General features: G+C 69.1%; 13 protein-coding genes. 12 read left to right on the top strand and 1 reads right to left on the bottom strand.

Annotation, left to right across the window (positions count from 1 at the left end; genetic code table 11):
- Positions 1-26: 26 nt before the first annotated feature.
- The 6 genes from QRN67_RS25715 (at position 27) to QRN67_RS25690 (ending at position 10,329) form a co-directional block, all read left to right on the top strand.
- Positions 27-197, top strand: coding sequence for a rubredoxin (locus tag QRN67_RS25715; RefSeq protein WP_007838397.1), 171 nt, complete (start codon positions 27-29; stop codon positions 195-197).
- A gap of 84 nt (positions 198-281) precedes the next feature.
- Positions 282-680 (top strand): response regulator, encoded by a 399-nt coding sequence (locus QRN67_RS25710; protein WP_081271091.1) that lies wholly within the window; start codon positions 282-284, stop codon positions 678-680.
- Positions 680-1,045 (top strand): response regulator transcription factor, encoded by a 366-nt coding sequence (locus QRN67_RS25705; RefSeq protein ID WP_081271090.1) that lies wholly within the window; start codon positions 680-682, stop codon positions 1,043-1,045. The genes QRN67_RS25710 and QRN67_RS25705 overlap by 1 nt, the downstream gene beginning before the upstream one ends.
- 19 nt (positions 1,046-1,064) lie before the next feature.
- Positions 1,065-1,598 carry a chemotaxis protein CheW gene (locus QRN67_RS25700; protein ID WP_081271089.1) on the top strand — a complete coding sequence of 178 codons (534 nt, stop codon included), beginning with the start codon at positions 1,065-1,067 and terminating at the stop codon, positions 1,596-1,598.
- Between the two features lie 42 nt (positions 1,599-1,640).
- Complete coding sequence (locus QRN67_RS25695; RefSeq protein WP_285414134.1) at positions 1,641-3,947, top strand: methyl-accepting chemotaxis protein; 2,307 nt, start codon at positions 1,641-1,643, stop codon at positions 3,945-3,947.
- A 184-nt stretch (positions 3,948-4,131) separates the two neighbouring features.
- Positions 4,132-10,329 carry a hybrid sensor histidine kinase/response regulator gene (locus QRN67_RS25690; protein ID WP_285414132.1) on the top strand — a complete coding sequence of 2,066 codons (6,198 nt, stop codon included), beginning with the start codon at positions 4,132-4,134 and terminating at the stop codon, positions 10,327-10,329.
- A gap of 46 nt (positions 10,330-10,375) precedes the next feature.
- On the opposite strand, the gene QRN67_RS25685 is transcribed toward QRN67_RS25690, so the two are convergent.
- Complete coding sequence (locus tag QRN67_RS25685; protein WP_285414131.1) at positions 10,376-11,875, bottom strand: cryptochrome/photolyase family protein; 1,500 nt, start codon at positions 11,873-11,875, stop codon at positions 10,376-10,378.
- Here QRN67_RS25685 and QRN67_RS25680 point away from each other — a divergent pair, their 5' ends adjacent.
- From QRN67_RS25680 to QRN67_RS25655, 6 genes are all read left to right on the top strand, one after another.
- The gene (locus tag QRN67_RS25680) at positions 11,876-12,475 is read left to right on the top strand and encodes a YqgE/AlgH family protein (RefSeq protein ID WP_081268859.1); all 600 of its coding nucleotides are present in this window, start codon (positions 11,876-11,878) and stop codon (positions 12,473-12,475) included.
- A gap of 8 nt (positions 12,476-12,483) precedes the next feature.
- Positions 12,484-12,939, top strand: a complete 456-nt coding sequence (ruvX, locus tag QRN67_RS25675; protein WP_285414130.1) for a Holliday junction resolvase RuvX — start codon at positions 12,484-12,486, stop codon at positions 12,937-12,939.
- Complete coding sequence (gene pyrR, locus QRN67_RS25670) at positions 12,936-13,433, top strand: bifunctional pyr operon transcriptional regulator/uracil phosphoribosyltransferase PyrR (protein ID WP_081268857.1); 498 nt, start codon at positions 12,936-12,938, stop codon at positions 13,431-13,433. Before ruvX ends, pyrR begins: the two co-directional genes overlap by 4 nt.
- Positions 13,433-14,395, top strand: a complete 963-nt coding sequence (locus QRN67_RS25665) for an aspartate carbamoyltransferase catalytic subunit (protein ID WP_081268856.1) — start codon at positions 13,433-13,435, stop codon at positions 14,393-14,395. Before pyrR ends, QRN67_RS25665 begins: the two co-directional genes overlap by 1 nt.
- A gap of 139 nt (positions 14,396-14,534) precedes the next feature.
- Positions 14,535-15,821 (top strand): dihydroorotase, encoded by a 1,287-nt coding sequence (locus QRN67_RS25660; protein ID WP_285414122.1) that lies wholly within the window; start codon positions 14,535-14,537, stop codon positions 15,819-15,821.
- A gap of 140 nt (positions 15,822-15,961) precedes the next feature.
- On the top strand, positions 15,962-16,708 hold the full coding sequence (locus QRN67_RS25655; protein ID WP_081268854.1) for a lysophospholipid acyltransferase family protein: 747 nt from the start codon (positions 15,962-15,964) through the stop codon (positions 16,706-16,708).
- Positions 16,709-16,733: the final 25 nt, after the last annotated feature.

The following is a 16,733-nucleotide window of genomic DNA, read 5'->3' as shown; positions in this document are numbered from 1 at the left end:
TTAATGAACAAGGACTTTAAGCTCCGATGAATACGAAAACTTGGATGTGCCTGATTTGTGGGTGGATCTATGACGAAGCTGTTGGTGTACCAGAGGACGGTATCGCTGCAGGCACGGCCTGGGCCGATGTTCCGATGAACTGGACCTGTCCCGAGTGCGGTGCGCGCAAGGAAGACTTCGAAATGGTGGAAATCTGAAAGCATGGCATAGATAGAGCTACGCGGTCTGCGTCGGTGTTCGGCGCGGCGGGCTTCCAAGTCTCATGAGCAGGAGCGTTTGCAATGGGCCCGAATGGATCTGGTTACAAGGTGCTGGTCATCGACGACAGCAACACCATCCGGCGCAGTGCCGAGATTTTTCTGAAGCAGGGCGGGCACGAGGTTCTTCTCGCGGAAGACGGTTTCGATGCGCTCTCCAAGGTTAACGACCACAAGCCGCACCTGATTTTCTGCGACATCCTGATGCCGCGGCTCGACGGCTACCAGACCTGCGCCATCATCAAGCGCAACGCTCATTTCTCCAACGTCCCCGTCGTCATGCTGTCTTCGAAAGACGGTGTATTCGACAAGGCGCGCGGCCGCATGGTCGGCTCCCAGGACTACCTGACCAAGCCATTCACCAAAGACCAGCTGCTGCAGGCCGTGCAGCAGTTTGGCATCGTTCAACAGGAAGCGCAGTAATGCCCATTCGCAAAATCCTCGTCGTCGACGACTCCAAGACCGAGCTCGTCTTCCTCACCGACCTCCTCCAGAAGAATGGCTTTGCCGTCAAGACCGCCGAGAACGCGGACGACGCCATGCGCCGCCTCGAGGAAGAGCACCCCGACCTGATCCTGATGGACGTCGTGATGCCCGGCCAGAACGGCTTCCAGCTCACGCGCGCCATCGCACGCGACCCGAAGTACGCCGCCATCCCGATCATCCTGTGCACCAGCAAGAACCAGGAAACCGACCGCGTCTGGGGCATGCGCCAGGGCGCGCGCGACTACATCGTGAAGCCGGTCAACGCAGCCGACCTGATGTCCAAGATCAGCGCGCTGAACTGAGCGAAAGCCTGCCCAGTCCATGGCGAATCGCGATGCTCTGAGAGCCTTCCAGTCCCGGCTGGCGAGCCGCCTGCAGGCCGCCCGCACCACCGGCGTGGCCGCCACGTGGCTGGCGGTCGAGGCGGGCGAGGGCAAATACCTTTTCCCGCTGGGGCATGCCGGCGAGATCTTTCCCTGGACGCCGCCGCAGCCCGTGCCCTACACGGAGCCCTGGTTCCTCGGCGTGGCCAACCTGCGCGGCGGCCTCTACGGCGTGGTGCAGCTGTCGGCATTCGCCGCCGGCGGCCCGGGCACGCAGGCCGCCTCCGAGGCGGCGCGCATCCAGTCGCGGCTCGTTGCCTTCAACGAGCTGCTCGAAGTCAACTGCGCGTTGCTGGTCGATCGACTGGCGGGGTTGCGGGGCGCGGAAGCCTTCACGGCCTCCGAGCCTCCCGGCGCAGAAGCACCTGCCTGGCACGGGCATCTGTACACCGACGCGGCAGGGGAGCGCTGGCAGGAAGTCAACCTGCAGGCGCTTTCGCAGCAACCCCAGTTTTTGAGTATTGGTGCGTAGTGCCCCGGCACGCAGCACCCGAAACCACCTGAAGGACCGACCGTGAGCTCGATCGCCGACAAGTTCAAGAAATTACTGCCCGTGACCAACGGGAACGACAAGGCCCCCGTCGACGGCTCCGGTGCGATATCGCTAGACGATGTCGACACGGTCCAGGTTCCGGACGAAAAGACCGTGAGGCTCGCCAGGAAGAGCGGCACGGCCGACACCAGCTTCGGCGAGGTCGAGCTGCCCGGCGGCGGCGACGCCGCCAACGAGCCCGGCGCCGCCGCGCTCGACGCCGTGCCCGACGCCTCCGGCGGCCGCGTGGGCGCCGCCCCCGCCAGGCAGCAGCGCATCCTGGCGATCATGCTGGCGGTAGTGGTGCTGTTGCTGCTGCTGGTGGCCGGCTCCGCCATTCTTCGCGCGGAACGCCTGGCACAGCAGGTGGCGGCCACCGGCCAGGCGCTGATGCAGTCGCAGCGTCTTGCCAAGTCGATCTCGCAGGCCCTCGTCGGCAGCGCCTCGGCGTTCGTCGAAGTGAAGGACAGCGCGGACGACCTCACGCGCCGCGTGCAGGGCCTGACCAACGGCGACGATTCGCTGCGGCTGGAGCGCGTGGGCAACCAGTACGACGAGGAGATGAACAAGATCAATCCGCTCGTCGCCCGCGCCGACACCAGCGCCAAGGCCGTGCTGGCCCAGCGCCAGATCCTGACGCAGGTGGGCGCCGCCTTGCGCGACATCAACCAGCAGTCGTCCACGCTGCTCGAAATGACGGAAACCGTCGCGTCGCTGAAGATGCAGCAGAACGCCACGCTGCCTGAAATCTCGGCCGCCGGCCAGCTCGTGATGCTGACCCAGCGCATCGGCAAGTCGACCAACGAATTCTTCACCGTCGAGGGTGTGAACCCCGACGCCGTGTTCCTGCTCGGCAAGGACCTGAACACCTTCCAGGAAACCACCCGCGGCCTGCTCGACGGCAATGCGCAGCAGCGCTTCCCCGGCTCGAAGGACCCGCAGACGCGCGAGCAGCTCGAAGCCATCCTGAAGACCTACGAGCAGATGCGCACGCAGGCCTCCGCCATTCTGGGCAACCTGCAGGGCCTGGTGGCGGCGCGCGAAGCGCAGGCTTCCATCCTGACCGACAGCGAACCGCTGCGCAAGTCGCTCGGCGACCTGCAGGACAAGCTCTCGGCGCGCACCGGCCTGGGCGCCGGCACCATCGTGCTGCTGTTCGTGCTGTCGCTGGCCGCCCTGGCACTGGCCGGCGCCATCGGTTTCGTGCAGGTGCGCGAAGGCCGCGAACGCGCCGCCGTCGCCGAGCGCGAGCGTCTGGCCGCCGAGCAGGCTTCGGAAGAAGCCGGCCGCGTGAACAACGCCAACCAGGCCGCCATTCTTCGGCTGATGAACGAACTGCAGACGGTGGCCGAAGGCGACCTGACGCAGGAAGCCACCGTGACCGAGGACATCACCGGCGCCATCGCCGACTCGGTGAACTACACGGTGGAAGAACTGCGCCTGCTGGTGGGCAACGTGCAGAACACGGCGACCCGCGTGGCGCAGACGACGTCGCAGGTGGAAAGCACCTCGACCGAGCTGCTGGCCGCCTCGACCGAGCAGCTGCGCGAGATTCGCGAAACCGGCCAGTCGGTGCTGACCATGGCCGAGCGAATCAACGGCGTGTCTTCCCAGGCGCAAGAGTCCGCCACGGTGGCGCGCCAGTCGCTGCAGGCCGCATCGTCGGGCCTGCAGGCCGTGCAGAACGCCATCGGCGGCATGAACTCCATCCGCGACCAGATCCAGGAAACCTCCAAGCGGATCAAGCGCCTGGGCGAGTCGTCGCAGGAGATCGGTGAAATCACCGAGCTGATCTCGGACATTACCGAACAGACCAACGTGCTGGCCCTGAACGCCGCCATCCAGGCCGCATCCGCCGGTGAAGCCGGCCGGGGCTTCTCGGTGGTGGCGGAAGAAGTTCAGCGACTGGCCGAACGCTCCGCGGACGCCACGCGCCAGATCTCGGCGCTGGTGAAGGCCATTCAGACCGACACGCAGGATGCCGTGGGCGCCATGGAGCGCTCCACGCAGGGTGTGGTCGAAGGGGCCAAGCTGTCCGACAACGCGGGTACCGCGCTGTCCGAGATCGACCGCGTGTCGCGCCGCCTCGCCGACCTGATCGAGCAGATTTCGCAATCCGCCTCCCGCGAAGCCGATTCGGCCAACGTGGTGGCCGCGAACATCCAGCACATCTTTGCGGTGACGGAGCAGACCGGAGAAGGTACGCGTACCACGGCCCAGCAGGTGCGCGAACTCTCGCAGATGGCCGAGGAACTGCGCCGCTCGGTAGCCCGCTTCAAGATTGCGTGATGACGCTCTCCCCCAGCCTTCGCGCACTTCGTGTCGCTTCGCCAACCCCCTTCCGGGGGCAACACCGGCGGCCCGGCAAAGCCGGTTCCGCGGTGTTCCTTGAAGTGGCCGCGACGGCTTTGTGCATTCAGGGCGCGCAGCGCCCTTCGGAAAACTGACAGCTAAAGAACGGCGAGCACCCAACGTGTCGATTCAAACCCCTGCCACGGCCCCCCTCGCCGGCAACGTGCCGGCCACCGAAGACCTCGGGCCGCTGGCCTGGGTGCTGGGAGAAATCCAGAAATCCCTCGACGGTGTCGGCAAGTCGTTGCGGCGCTTCGTGCGCGACCTGGGCTCGCCCGAGGAACCCGAGAGCGGCCCGCTGCAGATGGCCCGCCAGCAACTGCACCAGGCCGTCGGCGCGCTGCAGATGGTGGGGCATGCGTCGCCCGCGCTGGTGCTCGGCGCCATCGAGTTCGCGGTGCAGGGCTTCATTGCCGACCCGCGGCGCTGCACCGAAGCCGCGGTTCACAAGATCGAGCGTGCCGGCTTTGCCGTCACCGATTTCCTCAACGCCCTGCTGGCCGGCAAGCCGGTGTCGTCGGTGGCGCTGTTTCCGCAGTACCGCGACGTGCTGGAGCTGGTGGGCAACGAGCGCGTGCATCCCGCCGACCTCTGGGGCACGGCATGGCGCTGGGTCGAGATCAAGCCCGCGCTCACGCAGGCCGCGGTCGCCTATGACCCGTCCGTGCGGTCGCGGCTCGACCGCGAAGTGCTGCAGCTGGTCAAGTCCGGCGACACGCAGGCCGCGCGCCGGCTGCATGCGCTGTGCCTGGGGCTCGGCCGTGGCGCGCTGCTGCCGCGCGTCGCCAGCTTCTGGACGCTGGCCGCGGGTTTCTTCGAGGCGCTGGCACTGGGCCTGATCCCGGCCGACGCTTACGTCAAGCGCGCCGCTTCGCGCGTGCTGCTGCAATACGCCACGCTCGCGCGCGGCGACAGCGTGGTGTCCGACCGCCTCGGGCAGGACCTGCTGTTCTTCTGCGCCCAGGCCGTACCCACCGCGCGCGATGAAGCGCCCACGCTGCGCACCGTGCGCAGCGCCTGGGGCATCGCCAACGAACCGCGCGTCGACTACACCGTCGAGCAGTTCGGCCGCTTCGATCCGCTGGTGCTCTCGCAGGCCCGCAAGCGCATCGAGACCGCCAAGGAAATGTGGTCGGCGCTTTCGGGCGGCGACGTATCGCGCACGCGCCAGGTGGCGGACACCTTCGCGCAGCTCGGCGAATCGCTGCAGAAGCTGCATCCTCCGAGCCTGCCGATGGTGCATGCGCTGACCCACGCGGTCGAGGCCTCGCTGCGCGCCGGCCGGCCGCCGGACACCGAACTGGCGATGGAAGTCGCCACCTCGGTGCTCTACCTGGAAGCCGCGCTCGAAGACCTCGACCCGAGCGACCCCCAGCTCACGGCCCGCACGCTGCAGCTGGCCGGCCGCATCGAGCGCGTGCAGGGCGGCGGCCATTCCGAGCCGCTCGAGCCGTGGATGGAAGACCTCTACCGCCGCGTGAGCGACCGCCAGACCATGGGCACCGTGGTCGACGAGCTGCGCAGCCACCTGAGCGAGCTCGAGAAGTCGCTCGACCAGTACTTCCGCCGGCCGGCCGAAAAAGGCCTGCTGCGCACCGTGCCGACGCAGCTCATGCAGATGCGCGGCGTGTTCTCGGTGCTCGGCCTCGACCAGGCAGCGCACACCGTGCAGCGCATGCGCGACGACGTCGAGGCGATGCTCGTCAGCGCCTCGCCGGCCGAGGAAATGGCCGGCTTCGACGCGCTGGGCAACAACCTCGGCGCGCTCGGCTTCCTGATCGACATGCTGGGCTACCAGCCCGCGCTGGCCAAGCGCCTGTTCGTGTTCGACGCCGAGGCGGGCGAGCTCAAGCCGCTGATGGGCCGCCAGGCCACCGACAGCCCGGCCGCCGACAGCGCTGCTGCCGGCCAGGCCCCGGCCGCCGAAGCCGTGCTGAGCATCGAGGAAGTCGACGCCCAGATCGCCTCGAAGCTGGCCGCGCTGGCCACGCCCAACCGCAAGGCCAAGGTCTCGCCGATCGAGGAATTCAGCAACAAGGCCGACAGCTGGACGAACAAGATCGCCGGCCCGTCGGCGTTGCCCGACACCGAAGTCACCGAGCTCGAAGAAGACGACCTGCAGAACATCTTCCTGGACGAGGCCCGCGAGGTGGTGCAGAACGGCCTGGAGGCCATTGCCGAACTCGCCAGCTATCCGGACGACACCGAAGAGCTCACCATCCTGCGCCGCGCCTTCCACACGCTGAAGGGCAGCTCGCGCATGGTCGGCCTCACCGAATTCGGCGACGCCGCCTGGTCGCTGGAACAGGTGCTCAACACCTGGCTGGCAGACCAGCGCGCGGCCACGCCCGAGCTGCTGTCCGGCACCGAAAGAACCCTGCGCGAATTCAGCGAATGGGTCGAGGCCATCGCGGCCGGCCAGCCGCATTCGTGGCAGGCCGCGCCGTTCAGCCGCGTGGCCAACGCTCTGCTGGCCGGCGAACCCGTGCCGCCGCCGGTGCGCGTGGCCGATGCCGAGGCCCTGGCGGTCGCGGCGCGCCACATCGCCGCCGAGGCGCCCGTGGCGGCGCCGGCCGTGGCGCCGCTGCCGATGCCGGCGCTTCCGGACCTGCCCGACCTGTCGCTGACGCCGGAGCCGGTGTCGCCCGCGGCCCATGCGGCCCCCGAACCCGCACGGGAACCCGCACAGGAACCCGCGCTCGAGCCCCTCGATTGGGCCGAGCCCGCGCCGCCTCCCGAGGCCGACGACGATTTCGCATCGACCGACTTCCTCGATTTCGAAACCCGGCAGAACACCGAACCCGCGCCGCTGCTGAGCCTGCCCAGCGGCGACGAGTTCGACTTCCTCGCGCCAGCCAAGACGCAGCCGCGCAGCGAGCCCGAACCGGTGGTGCCGCCGCCCGCCGAGCCCGAGCTGCAGGCCGAACCCGTGGCCGGCGTCGAGCCCGAATCGCCTGCGGCGCCCAGTCTGCCCGACCTCGCCTGGGAGCCCGAACTGGAGCCCGTGCCCGTTCAGGCTCGGGAGCCCGAAGTCATCGAAGCGGTGGAGCAGCCGCACGAAGAACAAGAAGCGCCGCAGCCGCAGTTGGCGGCCGAGCCCGAACACGAGCCTGCCGCTGCGGCTGAGCCGGAGCTCGTCGCCATCCAGCCCGAGCCCGAGCCCGAAGCGGAGCCGGCACCCGAACCCGAGCCGGTCATCGCCGAAGTGCTCGCGCCCATCGTCGAGGCGCCTGCCGCGCCCGTCGAGCCGCAGATCCTCGTTGCCGACGAGCTGCCGGAGCCGGTCGAGGCCCAGGCTGCCCACGAGGTGCCACAGCCGCACCAGGCCGTCGAGGAAATCGCCGTCTCCTCGAGCGCCGAAGACCAGGTCAAGGTGATCGGTCCGCTGCGCATCGGCATCGCGCTCTACAACGTCTACCTCAACGAAGCCGACGAATGGTCCCGCCAGCTGGCGACCGATGTCGGCGAATGGGCGCTCGAATCGCACGAGCGCCTGCCCGATTCGACCGTCGCGCTGGCCCACTCGCTGGCCGGCAGCTCGGCCACCGTCGGCTTCCACAGCCTGTCGGGCATGGCCCGCCTGTTCGAATCCGCGCTGCAGCACCTGCAGATGCAGGGCAGCGGCACGCGCGAGCAGGGCATGGTGCTGGTGGCCGCGGCCGACGAGCTGCGCCGCCTGCTGCACCAGTTCGCGGTCGGCTTCCTGCGCGACCCGTCCGAAGGCACGCTGCAGGCGCTGCGCGACATCGCCAATTCGCCGATGCCGACCGAAGTCGCCATGCGCGCCGAAGCCCGGCCGCTGCAGCAGGTGGTGTCCACCGACAGCATCGCCGACGTGGCGCTCGACGACTCCGAGGACGCCATCGACCTGGCCGACGCGGTCGACGTCGACCTGTTCCCGATCTTCGAGGAAGAGGCCGCCGAACTGCTGCCCCAGCTGGGCGAATCGCTGCGCCAGTGGGCGCACCACCCGGACGACAGCGCGCCCCGCGCCGCGGTGCTGCGCACGCTGCACACGCTCAAGGGCAGCGCCCGCCTCGCCGGCGCCATGCGCCTGGGCGAACGCGCGCACCGCATGGAGTCCGAGATCGAACTCCTGGGCTCGCAGGGCGCCGAGCGCGCCGACGTCGAGAAGCTGCTCGGCCGCCTCGACGCGCTGCAGGCCACATTCGACGCGCTGCGCGCGGCCGACGACGCCACGCAGGTCGAGCTGGCCCAGTTGGTGGCGAGCGCCAGCGCTTCCGCGCCGGCCGCCCAACTGGTGCAGGTCGCGCCCGAAGCCGGCGTGCCGGCCAACGACGAGAACGCGGCGCCCGTGCTGGGCGACGAGGACGACACGGCCGAAGACATCGCGCCGGCCACGGCGGCGTCCGCCCTGCAGCCGCGCCCGGCGCCCACGCTGCTCGCACCGCTGCGCGCCGTGTCGAGCCAGGCCGTGCGCATCCGCACCCAGCTGCTCGACCGCCTGGTCGCGCAGACCGGCGAGGTCATCATCACGCGCTCGCGCCTGGAGGCCGAACTGGGCCAGCTGCGCGGCTCGCTCGCCGACCTCACGGGCAACCTGGACCGCCTGCGCCAGCAGCTGCGCGACATCGAAGTGCAGGCCGAAAGCCAGATGCAGTCGCGCCTGGCGCAGGCCAAGGATTCGCAGCAGAGCTTCGACCCGCTGGAGTTCGACCGCTTCACCCGCGTGCAGGAGCTCACGCGCATGATGGCCGAGTCGGTGAACGACGTGGCCACCGTGCAGCGCACCCTGCAGAAGACGGTGCAGGCGACGGAAGACGACCTCAGCGTGCAGGCGCGCCAGACGCGCGAACTGCAGCGCGGCCTGCTGCGCACGCGCATGGTGGAGTTCGAAGGCATTTCCGACCGCCTCTACCGCGTGGTGCGCCAGGCCTCCAAGGACACCGGCAAGCAGGTGCGCCTGGACATCGTCGGCGGCTCCATCGAAATGGACCGCGGCGTGCTGGACCGCATGACGCCCGCCTTCGAGCACCTGCTGCGCAACTGCGTGGCCCACGGCATCGAGGACGCGGCTGCGCGCGAGAAGGCCGGCAAGGACGCCAGCGGGCTGATCGTCATCGACCTGCACCATGAGGGCAACGACGTCTCGGTGAGCTTCCGCGACGACGGCGCCGGCCTGGACAACAAGCGCATCGCCGAGCGCGCCCGCGTGCTGGGCCTGATCGGCGCCGACCAGGAGCTGTCCGCCGAGGAAGCCACCGAGCTGATCTTCAAGCCCGGCTTCTCGACGGCGGGGCAGGTCTCCGAGCTCGCCGGCCGCGGCATCGGCATGGACGTGGTGCGCGCGCAGATCGCCGCGCTCGGCGGCCGCATCGAAACGCACAGCACGCCGGGCCAGGGCACCACCTTCAAGCTGGTGCTGCCGCTGACCACCGCCGTGACGCACGTGGTGATGCTACGCGCGGGCGATGTGTCGATCGGCGTGCCGTCGAACCTGGTGGAACTGGTGCAGCGCGTGAGCGGCACCGACCTGGAAGCGGCCTACCTGCACAACAGCCATCCCTTCGGCAGCGAGCAGGTGCCGTTCTACTGGGCCGGCGCGCTGCTGCAGGCCTCCGCCCGAAGCGAACACGCGGCGGCCAAGAACAACACGCTCGTGGTCGTGCGAAGCGCGGCGCAGCGCGTGGCGCTGCACGTGGACGAAGTGCTGGGCAACCAGGAAGTCGTGGTGAAGAACCTCGGCCCGCAGCTGGCGCGGCTGCCCGGCCTGGCCGGCATCTCGGTGCTGGCCTCGGGCGCGGTGGCGCTGATCTACAACCCTGTGGCGCTGGCGGCGGTGCACGGCGAGCAGGCCCGCGAGCGCCAGGCTGCCGCGCTGGCGGCGGCACCGGCCCGCACGGCGTCGGCCGAGGCGCAGCAGGGCGTGCCGCAGGAGCCGGCGCTGCTGGCCCCGGTGGCGCCGCAGATTCCGCTGGTGCTGGTGGTGGACGACTCCATCACCGTGCGCCGCGTCACGCAGCGCCTGCTGCAGCGCGAAGGCTACCGGGTGTCGCTCGCGGCCGACGGCCTGCAGGCGCTCGAACGGCTGCAGCAGGAGCGCCCGGCGGTGGTGCTGTCGGACATCGAGATGCCGCGCATGGACGGCTTCGACCTGGCCCGCAACATCCGCGCCGACGCCGGCCTGGCCGAGCTGCCGATCATCATGATCACCTCGCGCATCGCCGAGAAGCACCGCGACTATGCGCGCACGCTGGGCGTGAACCACTACCTGGGCAAGCCGTATTCGGAAGAAGAACTGCTGCGCCTGGTGCGTGCGTACACGAGCGAGCCGGCGCTTGTGGCGGCTGCCGCCTGAGGTTCGCGCCTGCCCGGAAACGGAAAGGGGCCTCGCGGCCCCTTTTTCATTTCTGCAGCGCCTTGGCCCGCGCCACGCCGTAGCGCTGCAGCGTCTTCTCGCGCGCCTCGGCGTGGTCGACCACCGGCTTGGGATAAGTCTCGCCGAGCTTGATGCCTGCCGCCTCCAGCTCCACCGGCGACGCCATCCAGGGCGCGTGGATCGCCGCGTTCGACAGCCCCGCCAGCTGCGGCAGGTAGCGGCGGATGAACTTGCCTTCGGGGTCGAAGCGCTCGCTCTGCGTCACCGGGTTGAAGATGCGGAAGTAGGGCTGCGCGTCGCAGCCGCTCGAGCTGGCCCACTGCCAGCCGCCGTTGTTGGACGCCAGCTCGAAGTCGTTCAGGTGCAGCGCGAAGTAGGCCTCGCCGCGCCGCCAGTCCAGCCCCAGGTCCTTGCACAGGAAGCTCGCCACCACCATGCGCAGGCGGTTGTGCATGTAGCCGCTCTGGTTGATCTGCAGCATGGCCGCGTCCACCAGCGGGTAGCCGGTGCGGCCCTGGCACCAGGCGTCGAACAGCTGGTCGGCATGCTTGCCGTGGTGCCACTGGATCTTGTCGTACTCGGGGCGGAAGCTCTTCGACTCGCCGCCCGTGTGCACGTGCGGGAAGTGCGCCAGGATCTGGAAGTAGAAGTCGCGCCAGATCAGCTCGCTGAGCCAGGTCGCCGCCCCGGCATTGCCCTGCAGCGAGAGCTGGTGCGCCAGGCTCGCCATCTGCCGGATCGACACCGTGCCGAAGCGCAGGTGCACGCCCATGTAGCTGGGGCCGCGCACCGCCGGGAAGTTGCGGGCTTCGTCGTAGCGGTCGATGCGCTCGAAGAAATCTTCGAACAGTTCGCCGGCGCCCTTGGTGCCGGTCGGCATTTCCAGCGTCGACAGGTTGCTTTTCTCGAAGCCGATCTCGCGCAGCGTGGGCACCGGCTCGCGGTAGGCCTCGGGTGGCGGCGCCAGCGCGTCGGCATGGCCGCGCACCGGGTACGACTTGAGGAAGAACGAGTCGACCTTGGCCAGCCAGGCCCGCTTGTAGGGCGTGAACACCGTGTACGGCTGGCCGGTCTTGGTCATGACCTCGTCGCGGTCGAAGACGGTCGAGTCCTTGTAGGTGTGGAAGGTGACGCCGGCGTTGGCCAGCGCGCCGAACACCTTGGCGTCGCGTTCCAGCGCGTCGGGCTCGTCGTCGCGGTTGGCGAACACGGCCTGCACGTCGAGGTCGCGGGCCAGTGCCGGGATCTCATGCGCGGCCAGCCCGTGCCGCACGATGAGCCCCCCGCCCAGCGCGCGCAGCTCGGCTTCCAGTTCCACCAGGGATTCGCGGATGAATTCCACCCGCCGGTCGACGGCGGGCAACGGATCCAGGATCGCCTTGTCGAATACGAAAACGCAGACGACCTGACGGCAGGCTCGCAGCGCGCGGTAGAGGGCGGCGTTGTCGTCCACGCGAAGGTCGCGGCGGAACCACATGAGCCCTTTGGGATAGGTCTTGTCGACGGCCAGTAAAATCGGAGGCATATGGCTGCCGATTCTGCCCCGATGAACCTCACGCATCACTTTTTGATAGCGATGCCCGGGATGGAAGACAAAACTTTCAACCGCAGCGTCGTGTACCTCTGCGAACACAGCGAGCGCGGCGCGCTCGGGCTGGTGATCAACAAACCCAGCGACATCAACCTCAAGGTGCTTTTCGAGAAGATCGAACTGCACCTGGCCCGCCCCGAGCTGGGCGAGGCCCCCGTCTTCCAGGGCGGCCCGGTCCAGACCGAGCGCGGCTTCGTGCTGCACGAGCCCGTCTTCACCCAGGCCGAGAAGCCCGAGGAATCGGTCTACGCCTCGACCATGACCATCCCCGGCGGCCTGGAGATGACCACCTCCAAGGACGTGCTGGAGGCCCTGGCCACCGGCGCCGGCCCGCGCAAGGTGCTGGTCTCGCTGGGCTATTCGGCCTGGGGCGAGGGCCAGCTCGAGTCGGAACTGGCCGAAAACAGCTGGCTCACCGTCGGCGCCGACCCGGCCGTGATCTTCGACACCCCGGTCGACCAGCGCTACGACAAGGCGCTGCTGCTGCTGGGCCTGGAGGCCTGGAAGCTCTCCCCGCTGGCCGGACACGCCTGAACGCCGTCATGCCAGACGCTCCCGCTCCCGGCGCTCCCGCTTCTTCCGTCCCTGCCACCCCTGCCGCCGTTTCCGCCCATTTCCAGACCTTCCTGGCCTTCGACTACGGCCTGAAGCGCACCGGCGTGGCCAGCGGCAACCGGCTGCTGGGCACCGCCACCCCGCAGGCGACCATCAAGGCCGAGGGTGCCGACGCCCGCTTCGCGCAGGTCGAGTCGCGCATCAAGGAATGGCAGCCCGACGCGCTGGTGGTCGGCGTTCCCTATCACCCCGACGGCGCCCCGCACGAGAACACGCGCCGCGCGCAGAAGTTCGCGCGGCAGCTGCGGGGCCGTTTCAATCTCCAGGTGTTCGAGGTCGACGAGCGCTACAGCACCACGGAGGCCCTGTCTTCAGGCGCCCGCGATGCCGATGCCGCCTCCGCCTGCATCATCCTGGAGCAATTCCTGAGGAGTCTCACGTGAGTTCAATTCCCGATGCCGAAGCGCTTTACAAGACGCTGCTTGCCGGCGTAAAGACGCTGATGCGCCCTGAAACCAGGCTGGTCGGCATCACTTCCGGCGGCGCCTGGCTGGTCGAGCGGCTGCAGAAAGACCTGGGCCTGCCCGGTGCGCCGGGCGTCATCTCGTCGGCCATGCACCGCGACGACTTCGCCCGGCGCGGCCTGTCGGCCAGCGCGCAGACGGCGCTGCCCTTCGACGTGAACGGCACCGACGTGCTGCTGCTCGACGACGTGCTCTACACCGGCCGCACCATCCGCGCGGTGCTCAACGAGCTGTTCGACTTCGGCCGCCCGGCCTGCGTGCGGCTCGCGGTGCTGGTCGACCGCGGCGGGCGCGAGCTGCCGGTGGCCGCGGACTTTGCCGCCACCACGCTCACGCTGCCGGCCACCCAGCTGCTGGCACTGGCGCGAGCCGACAGCGGCGCATTCAGCCTCAAGGTGGAGGAAAGCAAGTAATGCTCTACAAGCGAAACCCCCAGCTCAACAAGCACGGCGAGCTGATCCACCTGCTGTCGATCGAGGGCCTGCCCAAGGACATCGTCACGCACATCCTCGACACCGCCGCCAACTTCACCAGCGTGAGCGACCGCGAGGTGAAGAAGGTGCCGCTGCTGCGCGGCAAGAGCGTGTTCAACCTGTTCTTCGAGAACAGCACGCGCACCCGCACCACCTTCGAGATCGCGGCCAAGCGCCTGTCGGCCGACGTCATCAACCTCGACATCGCGCGCTCCTCGGCCACCAAGGGCGAGTCGCTGCTCGACACCATCGCCAACCTGAGCGCGATGGCGGCCGACCTGTTCGTGGTGCGCCACAGCGAGTCGGGCGCGCCGTACCTGATCGCGCAGCATGTCGCGCCGCACGTGCACGTGGTGAACGCCGGCGACGGCCGCCACGCGCACCCGACGCAGGGGCTGCTCGACATGTACACGATCCGCCACTACAAGAAAGACTTCTCGAACCTCACGGTCGCGATCGTCGGCGACGTGCTGCATTCGCGCGTGGCGCGCTCCGACATCCACGCGCTCACCACGCTCGGCTGCGCCGAGGTGCGCGTGGTCGGCCCCAAGACGCTGGTGCCCGCCGACATGGCCGGCATGGGCGTGCGCGTGTTCCACACGCTCGAGGAAGGCATCAGGGACTGCGACGTGGTCATCATGCTGCGCCTGCAGAACGAGCGCATGAGCGGCGCGCTGCTGCCGTCGTCGCAGGAGTTCTTCAAGACCTTCGGCCTCACGCCGGAGAAGCTGCAACTGGCCAAGCCCGACGCCATCGTGATGCACCCCGGGCCCATCAACCGCGGCGTGGAGATCGACTCCGCCGTGGTCGACGGCAAGCAGAGCGTGATCCTTCCGCAGGTCACTTTCGGCATCGCGGTCCGCATGGCCGTCATGAGCATCGTCGCAGGCAACGAAGCATAGACATGTTGCTCGCCCCCAGTCTTCGCGCACTTCGTGTCGCTTCGCCAACCCCCTGCCGGGGGCAACACCAGTGGCCCGGCAAAGCCGGCTCCACGGTGTTTCCCGAAAAGGCCATGACTGTCACCGGAAGCACAGACGCATGAACATCCTCATCACCAACGGCCGCGTCGTCGACCCCGCATCGCGCACCGACAAGAAGGCCTACATCGCCATCGCCGACGGAAAGATCGCCGGCATCGGCGCCGGCGTTCCCGCCGGCTTCAAGGCCGATCGCACCATCGACGCCGCGGGCTGCATCGTCGCGCCCGGCCTCGTCGACCTGGCCGCACGCCTGCGCGAGCCCGGCTACGAACACGAAGGCATGCTCGAAAGCGAAATGGCCGCGGCCATCGCCGGCGGCGTGACCAGCCTCGTGTGCCCGCCCGACACCGACCCCGTGCTCGACGAGCCCGGCCTGGTCGAGATGCTCAAGTTCCGCGCCGAAAAGCTGCAGGGCGCCCGCCTGTTCCCGCTGGGCGCGCTCACGCGCAACCTGGCCGGCGGCGTGCTGACCGAGATGGCCGAGCTCACCGAGGCCGGCTGCATCGGCTTCGGCCAGGCCGACGTGCCGCTGGCCGACACGCAGGTGCTGCAGCGTGCGCTGTCGTACGCCAGCACCTTCGGCTACACCGTGTGGCTGCGCCCGCAGGACCGCGACCTGGGCAAGGGCGTCGCCGCCAGCGGCCCGCTGGCAACGCGGCTGGGCCTGGGCGGCGTGCCGGTGTCGGCCGAGACCATCGCCATCTTCACCATCGTCGAGCTGATGAAGGCCACCGGCGCCCGGGTGCACCTGTGCCGCATTTCCAGCGCGCGCGGCGTGGCGCTGGTGCGCGAGGCCAAGGCGCAGGGGCTGCCGCTGACCTGCGACGTGAGCATCAACTCGCTGCACCTGGCCGACACCGACATCGGCTACTTCGACAGCCGCGCGCGCCTGAACCCGCCGCTGCGCCAGCAGGGCGACCGCGATGCGCTCTCGGCCGCGCTGGCCGACGGCACCATCGACGCGTTGGTGTCCGACCACACGCCGGTCGAGGCCGACGCCAAGACGCTGCCGTTCGCCGAAGCCGAAGCGGGCGCCACCGGGCTCGAGCTGCTGCTGCCGCTCGCGCTGCTGTGGAGCGAGCGCAGCGGTGCGGGCATTGCGCGCGCCATCGAGGTCGTGACCTCGGCGCCCGCCCGCCTGCTGGCCGCGGCAGACGCGGACACCGGCATCGGCCGCATCGTGGAGGGCGGCGTGGCCGACCTGTGCATCGTCGACCCGGCGCTCGAGTGGCAGGTGCGGCCCGACGCGCTCAAGAGCCAGGGCAAGCACACGCCGTTCTCGGGCTATCCGATGCAGGGCCGCGCGCGCCACACGCTGGTGGCGGGCCGCGTAGTCCACGGCTAGAAATGAAGCTCACCCCCAGTCTTCGCGCACTTCGTGTCGCTACGCCAACCCCCTTGCAGGGGGCAACACCGGCGGCCCGGCAAAGCCGGTTCCGCGGTGTTCCGCGATCACGCATTGAAAGCTGAGAGGACGCACGCCCTATGCTTCATTCCCTGAAGGCCTGCGCGCGCCTGCTGCACGCAGTGGCGCACGCGCTGGCGGGCTGGTGGACCATTCGCCACAAGTTCCCAAGTCTTCCGCAGGAAGAGCGCAACGCGCGCGTGCAGGCGTGGTCACGGCGCATGCTGCAGATCATGGGCATCACGCTCAAGGTGCAGGGCACGCCGCCGGCCGAGGGGCCTGTGCTGCTCATCTGCAATCACCTGTCGTGGCTCGACATCACCTGCCTGCATGCCGCGCGCCACGTGCGCTTCGTGTCGAAGTCCGACGTCAAGCACTGGCCGCTGATCGGCACGCTTTCCACCGGCTCCGGCACGCTCTACATCGAGCGTGAGCGCCGCCGCGACGCGCTGCGCGTGGTGCACCACATGACCGAGGCGCTGCGCGGTGGCGACCTGATCGGCGTGTTCCCCGAAGGCACCACCAGCGACGGGCGCGGCCTGCTGCCGTTCCATGCCAACCTGCTGCAGGCGGCCATTTCAGCGGGCGCGCCGGTGCTGCCGGCCGCGCTGCGCTTTGCCGATGCGGCCACCGGCGAGACCAGCCAGGCGCCGCGCTACATCGGCGACGACAACCTGCTTGCATCGCTGTGGAACACGCTGCGCGCGCCGCCGCTGCTGGCCATCGTGCGCTACGGCGAGCCGCAGCCGTCGCACGGCCGCGACCGCCGCGAATGGGCCGTGTCGCTGCACGAAGACGTGCAGCAGCTGCGCCGCGAAACCCACTGATCCGCCGGGCATGGCCCAAAAAAAG

The organism is Variovorax sp. efr-133-TYG-130 (genome assembly GCF_030208835.1).
In the GTDB taxonomy this organism is placed as follows: Bacteria; Pseudomonadota; Gammaproteobacteria; order Burkholderiales; family Burkholderiaceae_C; genus Variovorax.
Note: the sequence above shows the minus strand (reverse complement) of the source record. Positions and strands in the feature narration are given on the sequence as shown.

Excerpts from the sequence above, each read along its gene's own strand:
- QRN67_RS25685 (WP_285414131.1), bottom strand. The coding sequence starts at position 11,875 with ATGCCTCCGATTTTACTGGCCGTCGACAAGACCTATCCCAAAGGGCTC.
- QRN67_RS25705 (WP_081271090.1), top strand. The coding sequence starts at position 680 with ATGCCCATTCGCAAAATCCTCGTCGTCGACGACTCCAAGACCGAGCTC.
- ruvX (WP_285414130.1), top strand. The coding sequence starts at position 12,484 with ATGCCAGACGCTCCCGCTCCCGGCGCTCCCGCTTCTTCCGTCCCTGCC.
- QRN67_RS25665 (WP_081268856.1), top strand. The coding sequence starts at position 13,433 with ATGCTCTACAAGCGAAACCCCCAGCTCAACAAGCACGGCGAGCTGATC.
- QRN67_RS25715 (WP_007838397.1), top strand. The coding sequence starts at position 27 with ATGAATACGAAAACTTGGATGTGCCTGATTTGTGGGTGGATCTATGAC.
- QRN67_RS25680 (WP_081268859.1), top strand. The coding sequence starts at position 11,876 with ATGGCTGCCGATTCTGCCCCGATGAACCTCACGCATCACTTTTTGATA.
- QRN67_RS25700 (WP_081271089.1), top strand. The coding sequence starts at position 1,065 with ATGGCGAATCGCGATGCTCTGAGAGCCTTCCAGTCCCGGCTGGCGAGC.
- QRN67_RS25660 (WP_285414122.1), top strand. The coding sequence starts at position 14,535 with ATGAACATCCTCATCACCAACGGCCGCGTCGTCGACCCCGCATCGCGC.
- QRN67_RS25655 (WP_081268854.1), top strand. The coding sequence starts at position 15,962 with ATGCTTCATTCCCTGAAGGCCTGCGCGCGCCTGCTGCACGCAGTGGCG.
- QRN67_RS25710 (WP_081271091.1), top strand. The coding sequence starts at position 282 with ATGGGCCCGAATGGATCTGGTTACAAGGTGCTGGTCATCGACGACAGC.